Source organism: Streptomyces sp. NPDC048415 (assembly GCF_040651675.1).
Classification (GTDB): domain Bacteria; phylum Actinomycetota; class Actinomycetes; order Streptomycetales; family Streptomycetaceae; genus Streptomyces.
The window spans coordinates 1-18,303 of the sequence record NZ_JBEZKJ010000135.1 but is presented as its reverse complement, the minus strand read 5'-3'; the positions used below and the strand labels follow the sequence as shown (position 1 = coordinate 18,303).

Below are 18,303 nucleotides of genomic sequence, written 5' to 3'. Positions count from 1 at the left end.
CAGCTTAGTCCCGCAAGCGGGGACCGCTCATTCCAACTGCCGACACCGTCCTTGGCCTCCTGACCCCGAACGCCGACATCTGCTCCAACCTGATGTTGTGGACCTCGTACTCGCCGTCGCTCAGCTGCACCACACGGTCGTTGATGCCTCCGGGGACGACGGCCTGCGCGGCCTTCGTCGCCTTGTCCGCTATCGTCCCGCTGACGATCGTCCCCTCTCCCTCGGTGTAGTCCGGAATCTGACCGACCGACTTCGCCGGCGACGGCGTGCCCTGCTGGAAGGGGATCACCCCTGCCGCCTTGGCAGCCGCAGCTCCGCCGTCGCCCCCGGGTTGCACGATCACCTGCGTGGCCGCGATGGTCGCGCTGTCGACCGTGCCCAGGACGAGGACGCTTGCGCCCTTCTTCACGGCCTTCGCCGAGGCGTGGTGGGTTCCCTTCTTGTAGCTCGTGGAGGACGCCTCGGTGACGGTCACCTCCACACCCGTTGCCGTGGAAAAGGTGAAGCCCGACGCGGACTTGGTGTCGACGATGCCCGTGGCACCCCCCGCGGCGGGCTCGGACCGGGCCCCGCCGCCGGCGGGCAGGGAAGCGGTAGGTGTCGCGGTGGTGGCCGAAAGGGGCGTCGCGGACGACGAGGCAACCGCCGTGGCGGATGTGCCGGTGAGTCCGGCCACCGCACACGTCAGCCCGGCGGCCACGATCCATCCACCCTTCTTCTTCGACAGCAACCGCCGTACGTGTGGCCGGCGTGCTTGAGCGGCCGTGGTCGCCGGGTCCGTCCCGGCCGGCGAGTGGCTTGTTGGTTCGTAGTCGTTCATGGTGACACTCCTCGCGCTTGGCAACGCCATAGAGCCTGCTGGCCGTTCATACGAGGACGCTGTGGCTGAGGTGAAGAACTCCTAACAAAGGGACAGGGCTGACGAGACGTGGAGGGCCGGCCTGACTCACCGGCTGATCCGGGGTATCCGCTCCAGCACGCAGCCCGTGGGCCCCTCGGCCGTGCCCGCCCTCGAAGTGCGAGTGCGGGGCGTAGATGTAGAGGCCGAAGTCGGTGCTCGCGCCGGCTTCCTCCGGGGACGGGGGCAGCGATCGGAGCAGGACGTCGACCGCCTGGAGACCGTCGACCGGCAGGTAGGCGCTTAGTACTGCAACGGTGGTTGTTCTGACTGCTGGGCAGTTCTTATGGACTGTGTGCGCGTCGCTTGTAGTGACTGACGCGGGCTTGACGTTGGCGTCGTCGGCGCCAGGTTGACCAGTGCAGGATGTGGTCGACCGATGTGGGTCGACGGTGGGTGAGCCGGGTGATCAGGCGTCGGATCTCGGCGAGGCTGAGGTGGATGACCTTCCCTCCGCCCTCGGCTGATTTCCGACGTGACGGCGATGCGCTCGCCTTGGTCGCCGAAGCCGTCGGCGGGACGGAGCACCGTGCTGGGCGGAGTTCGCCGAAGCGGTCATGTGGCCGGGATTCCAGGGGCGCATCGCGCAGCTCGGCAAGCTCCTCGCCGACAGCGAAGGCGGCGGTTCGGCAACCACGGCGCACCGCAGCGGCATCGGCCCGTTCCCCGACCGTTCGCCATGCGTCGGCATGCTGCTTCCCCCGTGTCCCACGGCCGCCGGCGCACTGGCCGCCCGGCCGCCCATGGATGCCGCCTGACGGACCCGGGACCTACTCGCACCGATATAGTCCGCTGTCCTGACCAGCCAAGATGGGCAGAGCAGGTGAGGTCGAGGAGAGTTGGGGAAGAAGTTGCGGCAGCCGATGGGAGGTTGCCATGGAGGGTGGAGATCTGGAACTGGGCGAGTTGCTGGCCGCTGCGGAGGCGGCCCCGCCCGGGGAGTCCGTCGACGTAATAGCGCACGATCTGCAGAAGCGGTTCGGTGCGGAGCGTGTGTCCTTCCTGTTCGTCGACCTCGTCGGTCAGCGGCTGGTACGCCTCGCCGTGGCCGACGATGAGGTTGCGGATCATGCCGAGCCGATCGACCTGCAGGGCAGCGTCTACGACAGTGTTCTGCGCAGCCAGCGCCAGCATGTGGAACCGGACGACCAAGACGGACGGCGCGTCATCACGCCGGTCACCAACCGCGGCGACTGCATCGGCGTTCTGGAGGTGACCCTGCAGTGCGCCGACGACACCGTGCTCCGGCAGGTCCGCGACGCGGCCCACGCGCTGGCCTACATCATCGTCACCGACCGCCGCTTCACCGACCTGTACCACCTGGTCCGGCGCACCACCGAGACCAGTCTGGCCGCGGAAATCCAGCACCAATTGCTTCCCTCGGCGCCCTGCTGCGAGGCGGCCCAGTTCACCCTGGCCGCCGGGCTGGTCCCTGCCGACGACATCGGCGGCGACACCTACGACTACACCCTGGACCGCGACACCCTGCACCTGTCCATCACCGACGCCATGGGCCACGACACAAACTCTGCGCTGCTGGCCACCTTGCTGGTCGGGGCACTGCGCCGGGCACGCCGCAGCGGCTGTGACGCCCTCAAGCAAGCCCGCCACGCCCACCAGGCCCTGCTGAACCACAGCTGCGGCCTGGCCACCGGACAGTTGCTGTGCGTCGACCTCGAAACAGGCCTGTGCGAACTGGTCAACGCAGGCCACCCCTGGCCACTGCGTCTGCGCGACGGCACCGTCGAAGAGGTCAAACTCGCCGTCAACCTGCCGTTCGGTGTGGCGGCACCCGCCGCCTACCGCGTACAGGAGCTGCAGCTGCATCCCGGCGACCGCCTGGTCCTGCTCACCGACGGAATGCAGGAGCGCGGTGCCGCGACCGTGGACCTGGCCTCGGTCATTCACGACACCCGTGCGCTGCACCCGCGAGAAGCCGTCCGAAGCCTGACCGCCGCGGTGCTCGACGCCTGCCGCGGCAACCTCAAGGATGACGCCACCGTCGTGATACTGGACTGGCACGGCAACCAACGCCGACCGGCCGAAACCAGACGGGGCCCGCAGCGATGAGCTGCAGCGGCCCACCGGCGAAGCGGTCGCCATGCTCACGGACGCCATGGAGGCGGTGCGCCTGCTGTCGGGCGTCGTCACCGACGTCGACACGACGACCTACCGCGGCGATGCTGCGTGACACCCGAGTCCGCTCAGGACGCGTTGTACGCCTGGAGGGACGCCCGGAACCGGCGGGCACGTGGCGCAGGCGGTGAAGGAGAACCTGCCGGTGCTGACGCGCGCCCTCATCCTGCAGATCGCCCTTCCGGAATGGTGGACGCGGGGACACAGTCATGCCGGGCCCGGAGGCCAGCGGCCCTCTTGCAGGACCGCGGAAACCATAACGGGGGGTGCCCCTATGTCTTTGGTCAAGGGAAACGGGGGTGCGTTGGGTCGGGGAGCCGGGAAGCATGGCGGGGTGGTTGATCTGCTGTGGGATGACGTGAGCTGCTTCTTCGACCCGGACTTGATGGGGTCGCTGCCGGACGTGCGTGTCCCAGATGCCTCGGTGGAGGACTGGCAGGCGGTGCTCGATCTTGTCGCGGAGAGGGGCTGGAAGTGCCAGTACTCCGATGGCGAGTCGGTGCTTCCGGTGCCCCAGGCGGAGGCCGTGCTGTCCCGCCTGGCGGATGCCGAGTGCCCGGACCTGAGGGTCTGGCCGACTGCCGATGTGTTGGCGATCTTTCGCTTCCATGCTGACGATGAAGTCGACTTCGACGTCGACCTGCGGGAGTTGCAGGGCCAGGAGCGACTGGACGTGTTCTGTGGCTTCCTTCGGGAGATCGGGCGGCGGTTGGGCAAGCCGGTGCTGATGGATCCGGAGGGCGGCTATGGCCATCCGGTGCTCGGCTTCGATGTCGAGGCTGATCGAGTCGTTCTCCTCGCTGAGCCGTGGGTCAGGTGACTGAGGCCGACGGCTGGGGTTCGTAGGTGCCGTCCCGGAGCATCGCGAAGAGGACGTCGGCCCGGCGCCTGGCGAGGCAGAGCAGGGCCTGGGTGTGGTGCTTGCCCTGGGCGATCTTCTTGTCGTAGTAGGCCGGGGAGGTCGGGTCGCCAAGTGCCGCGAACGCGGAGAGGAAGAAAGCCCGTTTGAGCTGCTTGTTTCCCCTCCGGGAAGGCTGTTCGCCGCGGATCGAGGAGCCCGAGCTCCGGGTCGCCGGGGCGAGACCGGCGTAGGCGGCGAGGTGGCCGGCGGTCGGGAAGGTGCTGCCGTCGCCGACCTCGATCAGGATGCGTGCTCCGGTCCTGACGCCGACTCCCGGCATCGATGTCAGGACCTTCGAAAGAGGGTGGGCTTCCAGCAGTTCCTCGATCCGCCCGGCCAGCAGCTTGTGCTGATCAAGCACGGCCGTCAGGGAGCCGGCGAGGCTCGGGACGATCAGAGCGGCCGCCTCGGTCCCCGGGACCGTCACGGTCTGCTCGTCCAACGCGGCGAAGATCTCATCGACCAGCCGCTCGGCCGTCCTCGGCGCCTTCGGCCGCAGCAGGGTGATCAGCCGCCGACGGCCGGCCTTGCGGATCTGGGCCGGGGAGCCGAACCGCTCCAGCAACGCGAGGACGGCCGGGTGCTGCAACCGTGGCCCCAGCACTCGTTCCAGCGACGGGTGGATCTGGGTGAGCAGGCCGTGGAGCCGGTTGGCGACCCGGGTGGCCTCGCCGGCCAGGTCGTCGTCGAAGCCCACGATCATCCCCAGTTCGGCGATCGTCTCGTCCTCGCCGTCGATCGACCGCAGCGTGTGGGGCATCGCGCGAGCGGCGTCGGCGATGATGAATGCGTCCCTCGCGTCAGTCTTGGCCTCACCGGGGTAGAGGTCGGCGATCCGCCGCATCGTCGGGCCGGGCAGATAGGCGACCGGGCAGCCCATGTCCCTCGCCACCGCCAGTGGCAGGGCGCCGATCGAGGCCGGCTGGTCGACGACGACCAGCACGGTTCCGTGCTTGGCCTGCAGCTTGGCGAACAGCTCGCGGAGCTTCGGCTCGGTGTTGGGCAGCCGGTTGTCGAACGCCTTCTTTCCGGCCGGGGTGACGGCGGTGGCGTGGTGTTCGCCCTTGCCAACGTCCAGGGCGAGGAAGACGTCGATGTCGCCGGTGTCGATCACGTGCAGGCCCCTCCATCACGCTTTCGTCCGGCCTGCCACGGCACCGAGCTGCCACATCCACGTTACGGAGAGCTCTTCCGGCTCGAGTGAAGCCGGTGCTCAAGCCCCTCATCAACGGTCCGTCGATGCCTTAGGTGTTCGGCGTCGAGCCGATCTGCCGTGTGCTCTCCGGCCACGGACTGAAGATCGCAACCAGCACCTACTACGCCGCCAAGAACCGTGTACCCAGCGCCCGGGCGATGCGCGACGCAGACCTGAAAGCCCAGATCAGCCGTGTCCACGCCGACAACTACGGCGTCTACGGAGTCCGCAAAGTCTGGCGGCAACTGCACCGCGAGGGCATCGAAGCAGCCCGCTGCACGGTCGCCCGGCTGATGCGCGACCTCGGCCTTGAGGGTGCCCGACGTGGGAACAAGATCCGCACCACCATTCGGGACGACGGCCAGGAGAGGGCTGGTGACCTGCTCCGGCGCGACTTCACCGCGGCACGTCCGAACGAGCGGTGGGTGGTTGACTTCACCTATGTGGCCACCTGGTCCGGGATCGTCTATGTCGCATTCGTCGTGGACGTGTTCTCCCGGACGATCGTGGGCTGGTCCGCCGCCACCAGCAAGCGGGCCAAACTCGTCCTCGACGCCCTAGACATGGCCCTCTGGCGCCGAGACCGCGCCGGAACTCCCGCTGGATGGGGGCTGGTTCATCATTCGGACGCGGGCAGTCATGACAACGCCGACGAACAGCGGCGGACACCCACGGACCAGCCCGGCAGCTCAGAGCCACACCATCCCAAGGCAGCGCCCCCGCCCAAGTTGTCTAATCTGCTGGACTGAGTATCTCTAGGTGTTGCGCCAGCCGGGTTCGAGGCGGTCGAGGAGGGTGCGGAAGGCTGCGTCGGCTCGGTCCCAGTCGCCGTCGGCCAGGGGTGCAATGAGCAGGCCGAACAACGCGTCGACCAGGAGGGCGGCCTCCGCTCGGGCTCGGGCCTCGGTCATGCCTAGGCCGCGGAAGACGGAGGTGAGCAGGCCCGTCCACTCAGTGAGCACGTCGTGCATGACGGGCCCGTACCGGTCGGGATGGAGCAGGCTGGCGGTCATGATCTCGAGGTAGAGGGGGAGCCAGGCGCGCATGTTCGGGGCGCTGAGCTGCTGCCAGGTTTCCTCCACGAAGCGGCGGAGCCACGCAGGGTTCTTGGGGGAGGCGGTGGGGTCGAGCAGATTCCGGGCGCGCAGGAGCGGTCGCCTCTCGTCGAGGGCGAGCGCCTCGGCGACCATGCGTTCCTTGGTTCCGAAGTAATACAAGAGCATGCGGTCGCTGGTGCCCAGGGCCCGGGCCAGCGGGCGAAGGGAAAGGTCGGCCAGGCCGTTGCGGATCACGTACTCACGGACCCGGTTCAGCAGGTCGTGTCGTTTGGCCGGATCGGGCGGGCGCGGCATGAAGGCTCCAAGTTGCAGCTGCGCGAGATGGATCAATCCCACATGTCCGATTCATTAGCATTCATTCAGATATTTACTGTAGCACTTGCTACGTGTATATTTTTAAGCGTAGCGAGTGCTACGTGACGCAGGACCTGGTGCATGCCCGGCCCGGTCATCGACGGCCCTCCGCCTCCCTGGCGGCCATGGTCGCCAGGGCTTCAGAAGGGACTGATTCGTGTGGCTTCCCAGGCCATCGACCTCTCCACGACCTCTCGCCGGGGATGCTTTGCCCGGTTTTACCGCCGCCGACTTGAGGAGTCGGGGCGGAAGGGTGCCGCGGACCCGACACAGGGGAAGGGTTCGTCTCCGGAGGGCGCAGCCACATCGTGGGTCGCCCGTAACCGGGCTCTCTGGTCGCGCACCCTGGAGCCCCTGCGGCCGCTTGACAGGCCCCGCGCCCGCGCAACCGCCTGGGACGCCTCATGGCCTATACCGCGGGAACTGACCTCGGTCCGCCAGGCCCGGCGCCTGGTGACCGCCCAACTGGGCGACTGGAATATGGAGGGCCTCACAGACACCGCCGAGCTCTTGGTCAGCGAACTGGTCACCAACGCCTTGCGTCACACGCACGGCCCTCTGCGGCTCAACTTGCAGGTGCGCGGCTCCCGGCTGCGGTGCGAGGTCGAGGACACCACCCCCGCCGGCCCCGTACGCCGCGTCGTCGACACCGACGCAGAAGGCGGACGCGGCACGGAACTCCTCGACCTGCTCGCGGACGCCTGGGGCAGCACCCGTACGGCCACTGGCAAGACCACGTGGTGCGAAATGCTGACGCAGACGCCTTCACCAAAGAGCTCGCCTACCTCCGACTGAGCTGGTCCCGGTAGGTCCGGACGGCATCGCTGGGCCGTCCCTGGGACAGCGGCGGACAAGCTCGCACGTCTGCGGACCATCCCAGCAGATCACAGGCACACAAGCCCAAGGCCGAGCTCCCATCCGAGTTGCTTCGGGACGAAGCGGTCGCGTGCCACAGCCGTGCCACATCATGCGGTCAATCACGGTCAACGACGGGTCTCGGCAGTCGAGATGCGTCGTTGAGCTGGGCGGGCGTTACAGCGGGAGCGACCTGGGCGTCTCCGCTACCGAGCACGTCTGTCCTTACAAGGCGGATGTCGGCGGTTCGAAACCGTCCGCGCCCACCAGTCTCAGGACACGAACAAGGCCCAGGTCAACCGGTGTGATCCGGATGCCTGGGCCTTGATCTTTTTCGGCCGCTCGGGGCCGCCGTGCCACTTACGTGCCAGATGGGCCGTGTGGAGGCCGCTCCACCTTCTTGATCTGGCCGTCCACGTAGTCGGCGATCTTGGTGGTCGCGGCCGTTGACGAGGTGCTGATAAACCAGCGCGGCTCGCACCGACGAGTGGCCCATGCGGTGCATCAGCTCGCGGGTGGTGGCGCCGCCGGTCGCGGCGAGCGTGTTGCCGGTGTGCGTGTCAGCCGTGCGCATCAGGCCGTCTGGGCCCCGGTAGCGGGCTTGGAAGCGCCCTGAGGGTCGCTTGCACACGGATCCGAAGCGGCGACGGCGCCCCTTGGCGTTGGGCATCAGGCGACCGCCTTGAGGTGTGAGGCGCGGACCGTGATCGGCTGCAGGGCACTGATGCCGCCACTGGCATTCTGTTCAGCCGGCCCTGCGTCAGTGGTGCTCAGGCCGTCAGGCCCTCGATGGCCACGGGAAGATGGCGCGGGCCGCGCAGCACCGCGTTGGCGCGGTACGGCGGCGGGTCCTCGAGCAGCCGGGAGAACTTGACCCGGCGGAAGAGTTCGGGCACAGCCAAATGGAGTTCTATGCGGGCGAGAGGGGCGCCGAAGCAGTAGTGGATGCCGGTGTAGAAGCCCAGGTGCTCGTTGTCCTTGCGGTCGGGATCGAACCGGTCGGGGTCCTCGAAGCGCCGGGGATCGCGGTTGGCCGCGGCCAGCATGAGCCAGACCGGCGAGCCCTTGGGGATCGTGGTGCCGGCGACGTCGATGTCGGCCAGGGCGGTGATCCACGGGACGAACTGGACCGGAGGCTCGTACCGCAGCACTTCCTCGATGAGCGGGACGGCCAGGTCCGGGTCCTTCTGGAACCGATCGAGGAGGTCGGGGTGGCGCAGCAGGGTGAGGGTCGTATTGGTGATCGCGTTGACGGTGGTCTCGTGGCCGGCGACCAGGAGCAGCACCGCGGTGGCCTCCAGGTCTGCCGGTGTCATGTCGGGGGCAAGCGCGCTGAGCATCCCGGGGCCGGGGTGGCGGCGTTTGGTCTCGATCAGGTCGGACAGGTAGGCGCCAATGTCCTGGCGCGCCCGCCGTGCCTTTTCCGGGCCGCCGTCGTCGCCGGAGTGGGGATCGACTGACGACGCCAGGGCATCGGCCCAGACGTGGAAGCGCGGTTCGTCCTCGCGCGGCACGCCCAGGACCTTGCAGATGGCGGTGACGGGAAGGGGGTAGGAGAAGTCCGTCACGATGTCGACCTGGTCCTTGCCCTCGAAGGCGTCGAGCAGCTCGGTGACGACCTTGGCCATCTCTTCGCGCAGGCCGTCGAGGAACCTGGGGCTGTGCGGCGGGCCGAACGGCCGGTTGATGGTGTCGCGCAGCCGGTCGTGCACGGGCGGGTCGGTGAAGATGAAGCTGGGCGGCAGTCCGGACTCCACCGGTTGCCCGACGCGGGCGTAGCCGGGTAGACGGTTGCTCGTGTCGTTGCTCAGCCGCGGGTCGTTGGCCAGGCTCCGCACCTCGTAATAGGTGCTGATCAGATAGGTGCCGTCGTCCTCCCGCCTGACCGGTTGCTTGCGCAGTTCCGCGTAGAGCGGATAGGGATCGGCCCGATTGGCGTAGTCGGTGATCTGCGCGGAGATGGTGCCGGACGTCATGGTGACTCCTAAGGGCTCCGGTCGGTGCAGGGCCGGTGATCAGGCATGCGACGGAACGAACGTGACACGCCGCTCGCTCGGTGAGTGGCCCGTCAGCGTCACGGTGGGCCCGTGGGTGGGCAGATGGGGGTCGGGGAAGGCCGGGTCGATCGGCTGCAACGTCTCGGTCCGGCGGTCGACCGAGCGGTACTCCGGCGGGAACGGGGCGCCGGACGCGATCTGCTGCTCGTAGAACCCCAGCCACTTGGCTCCGTCGAAGGACGCTGCGGCGATGACGCGGCCGCGGTAGCCGTACACCGCGACGAACCGCTCCTCGGCGAGTGTCCCCTGGGCGACGACCAGCTGGTCGCCCAGCGAGGGCACGCCCACCGACTTGATGTTGACGCCGAACTGGGAGGACCAGAACATCGGCAGCCACAGGTGCGGGCGGCGCTCGGGCCCGGCACAGATCATGTTGTGGGCGGCGATCTCGGCCTGTTCGACCGCGTTGCCCCAGTGCTCCAGCGCCAGGAACTGGTAGTCGAACAGCGGGTGGGGGCTGCGGGCGACGTCACCGGCGGCGTAGATGTCGTCGGTGACGATGCCGTTGACGTCGAACACCCGGCACCCGGCGTCGCACGCGATCCCCCGCGGACCCGCGGCCACCCCCGAGCCGGCGAGCCATTCCGTGTTCCGCATGGCACCGAGCGAGACGACCGCCACCTCCACGTCGATCGCCGAACCGTCGGACAGATGGGCGCGCCTGAGTCGTCCCACATCGTCGCCCTCGAGGGCGGTGACGCTGACGCCGCAACGCAGGTCGACCCCGTGCTTGCGCTGCAGCCGGTCCGCGACCGCGCCGATCACTCCGCCGAGCGCGCCCACCAGCGGTGCCGGGCCGCGTTCGGCGACCGTGACCTGAAGACCCTGCTCCCGGCAGGCGGAGGCGACCTCGGAGCCCGTGAAACCGGCGCCGATCACCAACACCCGGGGCACGCCCCCGGTCAGCTTCCGGTACAGGCGGGCGGAGTCGTCGCGGGTACGCAGCACGAACACCCCGTCCAGGGCGGCCTCTTCCGGGTGGAACCAAGGCCGCGCTCTGGTCCCGGTGGTGATCAGCAGGCGGTCGTAGGGGACGGTGTCGCCGTTCATTAGGCGCACTTTCTTGGCGTCCCGGTCCAGGCCCTCGGCGGCGACGCCCAGACGCCACTCGGCGTCGATGTCCCGCCGCCGCGGAAGCGCGGTGTCCTCAGGCCGTGCCCGTCCGAGCAGCGCCTGCTTGGACAGCGGCGGCCGGTCGTAGGGCTCGTACGGCTCGTCGCCGATCATGGTCAGTGATCCGGTGAAGCCCCTCTCGCGCAAGGTCTCCGCCGCGCGCAGACCGGCCAGCGAGGCACCGACGACGACAATGCGGCCCTGGCGCCGCAGGACCTCGACGTCCGTGTCAGCCGACATGGGGCTCCACCCGCTTCGTCGTCTCATCGGAGTAGTCGACGAGGATGGCCTGGACCGGGCAGGCGGCAGCAGCCTTCTCCACCTGGTCACGCTGTGCCTCGTCGAAGCGAGGGGAGAACAGCAGCGCCTCTTCTCCGTGCAGGGCGAAGACGTCCGGGGCGAGGAAGACGCACTGCGCGAACCCCTGGCACCGGTTGAGATCGACGACAAGCCTCATTGGAATCCGCTCCCTGCATGGGCCGCGGTGGCCGAGCCCCGCAGCCGTCTGCGCTCGGTCCATGTGGTCGGTAGGCATGCCTCACTTTCAGCTTCAGTCCTCCGCCCAGGTCTCGCAAGGCGTGGGCGGCGCTGGGCGACCAGGCCTCGCGCGAGGCGAAGGGAAGCTCCTCGGGCACTCTGATGTGAAACCAGTTCTTCGGCTACTGACCGTGCGGGGGCTCGAGGTCCGTTCGTGGACTGCTCGGCCGACGCCCCTGGACCGTCGCAGTACAGCAACGAAGTACAGCAACCCCACCGACCAGTGCCGACCGTCTGTGTGCCTAACCACCCTCCGCACCAGCCCACGAGACCTCAGCGACCACCGTGCCCATAGTTCGCATCGAGCAGGCCGAGCAGCGGGAGGCGTCAGCGGCCCTGGAGCTTCCTCTGGGGCCGACTCCGGGCAGTCAGAATGCGCTCAACGACGACCGACACTGACAACCGTCGACAGCCAAGTCGCAGTTAGCGCCGTCGGTCGATGACGTGGCGCGGGCGGGGTCAGTCCGTGGCGATCAGCAGGTGCCCCCCGCCGTCTCGCCAGCCGATGCTCACCGCGCCGTCGGCGGTGTCGAGGATGTCGAGCTTCCCGAAGTAGTCGGAGTCGTCCGGCGCGGTCATGGCCGGCAGCCGCAGGGTGTGGAGCAGGCGCCCGGTGTCCGCGTCGAGGATGAGCAGGTCGGCGTGTATCCGGCTACCTGTGTCTGCCTCTGTGAGGAAGAGCTGGCGTACGACGTATACCCGGCCGTCGGCGATCTCGGGGAACCCGTGCTCCTGGCCGGTCGGCGCCTGCAACTGCCAGGAGCGTTGACCGTCTCGGGTGTCGTAGGCGTGCAGGAGAGTGTCGTGGTCCTCGGAGCCCTCTTTCCCCTTCGTACGGGAACCAGGCAAGAGCTGGGCCGGGGAGAGTGGCCGCGTGCCACGGCCGTGCCACTTCCTGGGGTCAGTCACGGTCAACGACGGCTTACCGCAGTCAAGATGCCTCGCTGAGCAGGGGGGCGCCACAACCGCAGTGACTTGGACGTCCTCCTGATCGACTACGTCCGCCCTTACAAGGCGGATGTCGGCGGTTCGAAACCGTCCGCGCCCACCAGGAAAAAGACCCCCAGCCGATCATGGCTGGGGGTCTTTGACATCAGCGCCGGAACTACTCGCGCTTCAGGCGCCGCGTGAGCAGCCGGTCCATGTGGCTGACCGCCTCGCGCTGCGTGTCCTGAACCACGTGGGCGTAGACGTTCATCGTGACGGCGATCTGGCTGTGCCCCAGGATCTCCATCACCACGCGTGGCGCCACCCCGGCCGCGGTGAGCAGGGTCGCGCAGCCGTGCCGGGCATCGTGCGGCGGGGATCCGGTACTCGAAAACGAACTGGTCAGCGGCCATGAGCGTGTCGCAGACCTCGACCACACGACCCTCGGTCGTACGCGCCTCGCGGATCAGGTGGATCACCGGAGCGCCGGGGCTGAGTGCCAGCTCTGACGACTCCGCCTTGGAGGCCGGACGCCCTTGGAGGGTCTCGACGAACTCCGCGAACTCGTGCCCGTGGTCTTCGAGTCGGGCGTAGATGCCACCGCCGCCGGGGTTCTCGGCGAACAGGTCGGGGATGTCCTTGACGACGTCCCATGGCAGGTACGACGTCGCGGTCTCGACGGGCGTGCCGTTGCGGAAGTAGAGGCGCCGCCGGGCGAGCACCTGAGTGCCGGCGGATACGCCCAGCCGCTGGGCCGCATCCTCAGGAGCCTCCATGGGGCCGATGTAGAGGACGCTCACCTTGGCGGTGGCGCCGGACTGCGCGGACTCGGCGAGGTACGCGGCCTTGCCGCCCTGCCGAAGCGAGCGCCGGAAGCGATCGGAGGAGCGATGCCGTACCGGCGGCCGATCCTTCACGATCGAGCCCTTGCCGTGCCGTGTCTCGACGAGCCCGCTCGCGCGGACCTCGACCATGGCCTTACGGATCGTCCCGCCCGAGACGTTGTAGCGGTCGACGAGTTCCGACTCGCTCGGCACCATCTCACCAGGTTTGAGGACGCCCGCCCTGATCTGCTGCCCGATCTCGTCAGCGATCTGCACTCTTCCTCCTATGCTCCTGTACATGAGTACATCACAGGAAGCAACTTCCGCGACACCGTTGCACTCGGTGTCCGTGGCCGGAGTCGTGGTGCGCGAGGACGGGCGCCTCTTGGCGATCCGCCGGGCCGACAACGGCAGTTGGGAGCTCCCCGGCGGTGTGCTCGAACTGGACGAGGCCCCAGAAACGGGTGTCGCGCGTGAGGTCCTGGAGGAGACCGGCATCCATTCGAGGTGGACGAGCTCACCGGGGTCTACAAGAACATGGCCAGAGGCATCGTGGCCCTGGTCTTCCGCTGTAAGCCGTCCGGTGGCACGGAGCGTACGTCGAGCGAGTCAACGGCGGTTGCCTGGCTCACGCCCGAGGAAGTCACAGAGCGCATGTCCGAGGCCTTCGCCGTCAGGCTCTTGGACGCCTTGGCACATGGCAACAGCCCGCACGTACGAAGCCACGACGGCAAGCGCCTCATCCCAGCGGGATAGAACTTTCCCTACTTCATCAAGCCCCGGCTGCGCTCCGCTCCGCCGGGCGCGCTTCCCGGCTCCACTGCGGGCGCCGCTCCTGCCTTCGGCCCGCTCCGCCCGCGCTGCGCCGACGCGCGCCCACACGTGGATAGGGCCGGAAGCCATGAGTCGATCAAATAGAGCGGCTCTTGGTCAAGACAATGCCTCCGGCGGGGGATCGGCCGGCACCGGGATGGAGGGGGCGCCGTCGTCGACTGCGAGCCCGTAGTGGCGTGCGCGGGGTGCTCCCATCCCGTCCACCGTCGACCAGGCAGAGCCGAGCAGACGCGGCCCCTGGCGTCCAGGTCGTTCGTACAGTGGCGCGCTCCACCTGGACGCCAGGGACCACGCCCGCTCCACGGTGTGTGGGTCGACGGCGGACGGGATGGGAGCTGGGGTGGCTGGCGGGAAGGGTGGCAGGGAACAGGCCTGGCCGCGATCACTCGGTCCCGAGCCGTTCCGCTGGCCGAGCTGCGACTGGACACAATCATCGGATTGAATACTGTTCGGAACTGCCGTCACGCTGGGGGGAACATCGCATGCCCGTCACCAAGCTTCTGAGACCCGCCCTCGTCGCCACTCTCGTGGCCTCAGTCACTGCCTGCGGAGCGTCATCCGTGCCGGACGTCTCGGCGAGTACCACGACTAGCTCGGGGGCCGCCGAGACGCGTCGTTCGACAGACCCCGAGCCCGTCGCCGCCATCATGCCCGATGTCATCGGCGGCAACGCCGGGCGCGCGTACGAGCAGATGAGCTCCGAACTCGACATGACCTTCAAAGACGCGAGCAGACAGGGCCGTTCGGTGGACGACCCGGCCGCGTGGAAGATCTGCAACTCCCAGCCGGGTCCGAACCAGCAGATCACCGATTTCCCAGTGATCTTCGAGGTGGTGGAAGTTTCGGAGAGCTGCGAGGGCGCGACGCCGAAGTGATGTGTTCCTGACGACTCCGACTCCGACAGTCGCACTCGTGCGCTGCCAGCGCGGCTGATGGTCTATCTGACGATGGCGCTGTGGCTGGACTTCGGCAAGGGTTACGTGCGTGTGCTGCGGAACCTGCTGAGCGGCCTGCGCTGGGCCCGCGGTGGATGGGATGGATACACCGTGCCGACCGATGGCGCGATCTCCCGTGCACGGGATCGCCTGGGCAGCGCACCGTTGAAGGCATTGTTCGAGGGCACCGCCAAGCCGACCGTCCCGCTGGGGCACGAGGAGGTGTTCTGGCGAGGACTGCGCAAGGTTGCCGTGGACGGAACCGTCTTCGATCTTCCCGCGAGCCGGGACAACGCCGCCGCGTTCGAGATCCCCTCCGGCGGTGTGCTGCCGCAGGCCCGCCTGGTGGCGTTGGCTGAGTGCGGAAGTTTGGCCTTGGTCGGGGCCACGTTCGACTCGATCAAGGTCGGCGAACGCACCCTGCTGGAGCGGCTGTTGGGCAAGCTCACGGCAGAAATGCTCCTGCTGGCCGACCGTGGCTTTCCCTCCTACGAGCTGTATCGGGATGCCGCGGCCACCGGTGCCCAGTTGCTGTGGCGCGTCTCGGATTCCTTAACCCTGCCCGTCAAGCGGCGCCTGGATGACGGCACGTACCTGTCCGAACTGCGCGGCAAGCGCCGGGACGAGCGCATGACCGTGCGGGTGATCGAGTACAGCGTCTCCGAGACGACGGTGTCTCCGAGGTCTTCGCGTTGATCACCACCCTCCTCGATCCTGAACAGGCGCCCGCGTGGCGGCGACTACTTCACCCGCCTCGACCCCGAACGCGCCATGCGTGGCGTCGACTGACCCGCCAACCGCCAAGCCAACGCCCTCGGCTTCACCGTCCGCTTCGACCCCATCGAAGCACCCTGACACCCACCAGCGTCACAGCACCCGCTCGACCCGCACCTCACCCATTATTTTCGGACCAGGAGGCAGGTCCGGCCGACTTGATACCCGTCTGCGCTCCTCAGCCCATGCGTCGCTGGCGATCTCCGTGGCAACGCAACGCCACGACCGGGGCTCAGCCGCTGCCGCCCGGCTGCGGCCCGACCGGCTCACGGGCCCGCCGGGTGCGCTTTGCCCGCCTTGCCGTACTCCACGAGCAGCAGTGCGATGTCGTCACGGGATTGAGCGGCTACCGTCTCCTGCGCGCGTGTGACGATCGTGTCCGCGAGCATCTCCAGTGGTTTGTCGTCCTGCCTCGCGAGTTGGTCGGCCAGGAGGTCGATAGACTGCTCCACGTCGATGCCGGGCCGCTCCACGAGGCCGTCGGTGTAGAGGGCCAGCAGGGCACCGGGGCGCAGGGGCACCTCGACGGTCTGGAAGCGGGCATCTTCCGCCACGCCGAGGAGCAGTCCGGGGGGTAGGTCGAGCACGTCGGTGTGGTGAGTGGGGTGGCGCAGGATCGGCGGCAGGTGGCCGGCGGAGGTCAGCAAGACGCGATGGCCGGGGATGTCGATGTGGGCGTAGAGGCAGCTGCAGAACAGGGGGCTGTTTTGCTCCAGGAGGAGCTGGTTGGTGCGGGCGAGGATCTCCTCAGGCGGCGCACCCGTCCTGGCGAGGCTGTGCACGGCGGTGCGGACCTGGCCCATCAGGGCGGCGGCCTGGACGCTGTGCCCCTGGACGTCGCCGATCACCGCGGCGGCGGCGTGCGCGCCGAGATCGATGAGGTCGTAGAAGTCGCCGCCCACGTCCTGGGTGTGCGTCGCGGCCCGGTAGCGTGCGGCGACCCGAAGGCCGGGTACCCGGGGCAGGTGGCGCGGCAGGAGCCCCTCCTGGAGACCTCGCGCCAGCCGCGCGTTGGCGTCGTAGAGCCGGGCGCGCTCCAACGCCTGCGCGATCACGCCGGCCAGCGAGGTCAGTTCCGCGCGTTCCTCCGGGCTGAAGTTCCGCGGTCTGTCATACCCCAGCACCAGGCAGCCGAAGGTGCCGCTGGAGACCGTCAGCGGCAGGAAGGCGAAGGCGCCCATCTTCCGGTATTGCTCGTAATGGGGGAACGTGCGCACCAACTCGGCGTTGGTGGGGTGGAAGCCCGCCACACCGGTCTCCATGGTCCGTGCGACCTCGGTCCGGGTCGCCATCGGCAGGCCGTTGACTTGCTCGGGCATCTCCGGCGGGAAACCGCGTGAGCCCGCCACCCACAGCCGGTCCTCGTCGGCAGTCACAAGGGCCAGTCCCTCGGCGTCGAGGACGGGCTGCATCTGATCCATGATCGACTCGGCTACCTCACTGACGCCCGCGGCCTCGGTGAGCGCGGAGGCCAGGTGCAGGAGGCGGAAGAGAGTGCCCGCGCGGGTGGGCACGGTGGGCAGGATGTCCTCGGCCGGTTCCTGCTCGCTGTCGGGCGCCTCTCCCTGCACGATGCGCACGCTGATGCCGGTGGCGTCGGGGTGGAGCAGGAACGACAGCCATGCGCCGTCCGGCCGTCGGGCGGTGAAACCGGCTGGCTGACGGCTGAAGAGCGCGGCGACGAAGGTGTTTTCGTAGGCCGGGTCGTTCAGCCAGGGCAGAACGTCCCAGGGTTCGGCGTCCAGCAGCTCGGCGCGGTCGCGGCCGAGCAGCCGGGCGGCCCCCTCGGTGAGGAAGGTCATCCGGCCCTGCAGATCGAGCGCGACGAAGCCCTCGGAGAAGCGCTCCAGGAGGGCAGCGACGGGCTCAGCCTGACGAGCCGGCGGCGGCTCCACGAAGAGCGGCTCGTCCCTCGGACGCACCGGCTGGCGCCGGGCGGCAGCATCCCGCAAAACCTCGGCCATCTGGTCGGCGGCCTCACTGATTCGCGCCAGCTCGGCGGCGGGCAGCCCCTCTGGGCGGCTGCCCGGAAACAGCAGATCCAAGGCGCCCCAGCAGACTCCGTCGGCCATCAACGGTGCGGCGTAATGGGCGACGGAGTACGGAAAGGCGAGAGCCGTACGGGGAAAGCGGCGGGCCAGCTCCTGGTGGCCGGAAAGCCACACGGGGCTCTGCGAGCGGACAGCCTCGGGCATTGGCGCCGGCGACGCCAGCGCCTGCCGGACCCAAGGCACAGCCAACCTCGTGGGGGCTCCGGTCACCGCGGTCATCTGCAGCACCTGCCGCTCCGGGACCAGGAGATACGTGACCCCGACGTGGGCGCCGACATCGTGCGTGATGCGCTCCATCAACAGGTCGAGCCGTGCAGCCGCCTCCCCCGCCGCGGCCCCGTCCTCATCCACGCTCAAGCCCTTACCTGCCTCACGCACGTCCCATAGTCCGTATTGAATCGTATTTTTCATACAATAAGGGGACCATCTAGGATGCCACAAGGACCGGCCTCACGAGGATTACGCAACACCTCAGTCTCAGCGCCCTTGTACGCCGGGATCGGCAGGGATTTGCGCTGGGATGTCGCAGCGTGGGCATGCCGCGCAATAACGCGACAGGGCGGACGGCGCGCCCGGCTCTGGACGGCCAGCGCCCGGAGGTAAGGAACCGTTGCGCAGGTTCGAAAGTCATGCCCAACGGCGAAGCTCCCTTGTCAAGACCGAGTGCGGCGGCTGACGCCAGTAGTTGACACCAACAAGCCCGAACAGCAGCGGCCGACGCCGGACCCCGGTGGACGATCGGCCGAGGCGCAGGGGCGGCTAGGCCGTTTCTGATGGCTCTTGGACGGTGTCGCGGAGCCAGATGACGATCGCCGTGACGGCCAGGGTGCCGTTGAAGATGTAGTCGCGTTTGT

14 protein-coding genes and 5 pseudogenes are annotated in these 18,303 nt (G+C 68.4%); 8 read left to right on the top strand and 11 right to left on the bottom strand.

Going from position 1 to position 18,303, the window contains the following annotated elements; translation table 11 throughout:
- Window positions 1-4: 4 nt before the first annotated feature.
- The gene (locus AB0D27_RS41920) at window positions 5-820 is read right to left on the bottom strand and encodes a hypothetical protein (RefSeq protein WP_362519968.1); all 816 of its coding nucleotides are present in this window, start codon (window positions 818-820) and stop codon (window positions 5-7) included.
- A 635-nt stretch (window positions 821-1,455) separates the two neighbouring features.
- Between AB0D27_RS41920 and AB0D27_RS41915 the strand changes: the two genes are divergently transcribed.
- The 3 genes from AB0D27_RS41915 to AB0D27_RS41905 all read left to right on the top strand — a co-directional run bounded on the left by AB0D27_RS41915 (window position 1,456) and on the right by AB0D27_RS41905 (window position 3,854).
- The gene (locus AB0D27_RS41915; protein WP_362519966.1) at window positions 1,456-1,656 is read left to right on the top strand and encodes a hypothetical protein; all 201 of its coding nucleotides are present in this window, start codon (window positions 1,456-1,458) and stop codon (window positions 1,654-1,656) included.
- A gap of 118 nt (window positions 1,657-1,774) precedes the next feature.
- The gene (locus tag AB0D27_RS41910) at window positions 1,775-2,968 is read left to right on the top strand and encodes a PP2C family protein-serine/threonine phosphatase (protein ID WP_362519963.1); all 1,194 of its coding nucleotides are present in this window, start codon (window positions 1,775-1,777) and stop codon (window positions 2,966-2,968) included.
- A 400-nt stretch (window positions 2,969-3,368) separates the two neighbouring features.
- Window positions 3,369-3,854: a hypothetical protein gene (locus tag AB0D27_RS41905; RefSeq protein ID WP_362519960.1), complete on the top strand. Its 486-nt coding sequence runs from the start codon at window positions 3,369-3,371 to the stop codon at window positions 3,852-3,854.
- Here the strand turns inward: AB0D27_RS41905 and AB0D27_RS41900 are convergent.
- The gene (locus AB0D27_RS41900) at window positions 3,847-5,046 is read right to left on the bottom strand and encodes an IS110 family transposase (RefSeq protein ID WP_362519976.1); all 1,200 of its coding nucleotides are present in this window, start codon (window positions 5,044-5,046) and stop codon (window positions 3,847-3,849) included. The two genes, AB0D27_RS41905 and AB0D27_RS41900, sit on opposite strands and share 8 nt — an antisense overlap.
- A 137-nt stretch (window positions 5,047-5,183) precedes the next feature.
- Here AB0D27_RS41900 and AB0D27_RS41895 point away from each other — a divergent pair.
- A pseudogene (locus AB0D27_RS41895) lies at window positions 5,184-5,768 on the top strand (IS3 family transposase); the annotation flags it as partial.
- Window positions 5,769-5,885: 117 nt separating this feature from the next.
- Here the strand turns inward: AB0D27_RS41895 and AB0D27_RS41890 are convergent.
- A complete protein-coding gene (locus AB0D27_RS41890; RefSeq protein ID WP_362519957.1) occupies window positions 5,886-6,482 on the bottom strand; it encodes a TetR/AcrR family transcriptional regulator in 597 nt (198 codons plus the stop codon).
- 219 nt (window positions 6,483-6,701) lie between these two features.
- Between AB0D27_RS41890 and AB0D27_RS41885 the strand changes: the two genes are divergently transcribed.
- Window positions 6,702-7,337: an ATP-binding protein gene (locus tag AB0D27_RS41885; protein ID WP_362519954.1), complete on the top strand. Its 636-nt coding sequence runs from the start codon at window positions 6,702-6,704 to the stop codon at window positions 7,335-7,337.
- A 420-nt stretch (window positions 7,338-7,757) separates the two neighbouring features.
- Here AB0D27_RS41885 and AB0D27_RS41880 read toward each other — a convergent pair.
- From AB0D27_RS41880 to AB0D27_RS41850, 7 genes and pseudogenes are all read right to left on the bottom strand, one after another.
- A pseudogene (locus AB0D27_RS41880) lies at window positions 7,758-7,953 on the bottom strand (integrase); the annotation flags it as partial.
- A 214-nt stretch (window positions 7,954-8,167) separates the two neighbouring features.
- Window positions 8,168-9,373 (bottom strand): cytochrome P450, encoded by a 1,206-nt coding sequence (locus AB0D27_RS41875; RefSeq protein ID WP_362519951.1) that lies wholly within the window; start codon window positions 9,371-9,373, stop codon window positions 8,168-8,170.
- 39 nt (window positions 9,374-9,412) lie between these two features.
- Window positions 9,413-10,807, bottom strand: coding sequence for an FAD/NAD(P)-binding oxidoreductase (locus AB0D27_RS41870; protein WP_362519948.1), 1,395 nt, complete (start codon window positions 10,805-10,807; stop codon window positions 9,413-9,415).
- Window positions 10,797-11,024: a ferredoxin gene (locus AB0D27_RS41865; protein WP_362519945.1), complete on the bottom strand. Its 228-nt coding sequence runs from the start codon at window positions 11,022-11,024 to the stop codon at window positions 10,797-10,799. Before AB0D27_RS41865 ends, AB0D27_RS41870 begins: the two co-directional genes overlap by 11 nt.
- Window positions 11,025-11,563: 539 nt before the next feature.
- Complete coding sequence (locus AB0D27_RS41860; RefSeq protein ID WP_362519942.1) at window positions 11,564-12,013, bottom strand: hypothetical protein; 450 nt, start codon at window positions 12,011-12,013, stop codon at window positions 11,564-11,566.
- A 196-nt stretch (window positions 12,014-12,209) separates the two neighbouring features.
- Entirely contained in the window at window positions 12,210-12,356 is a 147-nt protein-coding gene (locus AB0D27_RS41855; protein WP_362519974.1) for a hypothetical protein, read from the bottom strand.
- Window positions 12,357-12,402: 46 nt separating this feature from the next.
- Window positions 12,403-13,155: pseudogene (locus AB0D27_RS41850) on the bottom strand (GntR family transcriptional regulator); the annotation flags it as partial.
- Between AB0D27_RS41850 and AB0D27_RS41845 the strand changes: the two are divergent.
- The 3 genes and pseudogenes from AB0D27_RS41845 to AB0D27_RS41835 form a co-directional block, all read left to right on the top strand.
- Window positions 13,142-13,611 (top strand): annotated as a pseudogene (locus AB0D27_RS41845) (NUDIX domain-containing protein). The pseudogenes AB0D27_RS41850 and AB0D27_RS41845 sit on opposite strands and share 14 nt — an antisense overlap.
- A gap of 560 nt (window positions 13,612-14,171) precedes the next feature.
- The gene (locus tag AB0D27_RS41840; RefSeq protein WP_362519939.1) at window positions 14,172-14,564 is read left to right on the top strand and encodes a hypothetical protein; all 393 of its coding nucleotides are present in this window, start codon (window positions 14,172-14,174) and stop codon (window positions 14,562-14,564) included.
- Window positions 14,565-14,591: 27 nt separating this feature from the next.
- Window positions 14,592-15,320: pseudogene (locus AB0D27_RS41835) on the top strand (IS4 family transposase); the annotation flags it as partial.
- Between the two features lie 344 nt (window positions 15,321-15,664).
- Here the strand turns inward: AB0D27_RS41835 and AB0D27_RS41830 are convergent.
- Window positions 15,665-17,800 carry a SpoIIE family protein phosphatase gene (locus tag AB0D27_RS41830; protein ID WP_362519971.1) on the bottom strand — a complete coding sequence of 712 codons (2,136 nt, stop codon included), beginning with the start codon at window positions 17,798-17,800 and terminating at the stop codon, window positions 15,665-15,667.
- Window positions 17,801-18,303: the final 503 nt, after the last annotated feature.

Bases quoted from the DNA above. Each gene is read 5' to 3' on its own strand.
- AB0D27_RS41920 (WP_362519968.1), bottom strand. From the start codon at position 820: ATGAACGACTACGAACCAACAAGCCACTCGCCGGCCGGGACGGACCCG.
- AB0D27_RS41915 (WP_362519966.1), top strand. From the start codon at position 1,456: ATGTGGCCGGGATTCCAGGGGCGCATCGCGCAGCTCGGCAAGCTCCTC.
- AB0D27_RS41910 (WP_362519963.1), top strand. From the start codon at position 1,775: ATGGAGGGTGGAGATCTGGAACTGGGCGAGTTGCTGGCCGCTGCGGAG.
- AB0D27_RS41890 (WP_362519957.1), bottom strand. From the start codon at position 6,482: ATGCCGCGCCCGCCCGATCCGGCCAAACGACACGACCTGCTGAACCGG.
- AB0D27_RS41875 (WP_362519951.1), bottom strand. From the start codon at position 9,373: ATGACGTCCGGCACCATCTCCGCGCAGATCACCGACTACGCCAATCGG.
- AB0D27_RS41870 (WP_362519948.1), bottom strand. From the start codon at position 10,807: ATGTCGGCTGACACGGACGTCGAGGTCCTGCGGCGCCAGGGCCGCATT.
- AB0D27_RS41865 (WP_362519945.1), bottom strand. From the start codon at position 11,024: ATGAGGCTTGTCGTCGATCTCAACCGGTGCCAGGGGTTCGCGCAGTGC.
- AB0D27_RS41840 (WP_362519939.1), top strand. From the start codon at position 14,172: ATGCCCGTCACCAAGCTTCTGAGACCCGCCCTCGTCGCCACTCTCGTG.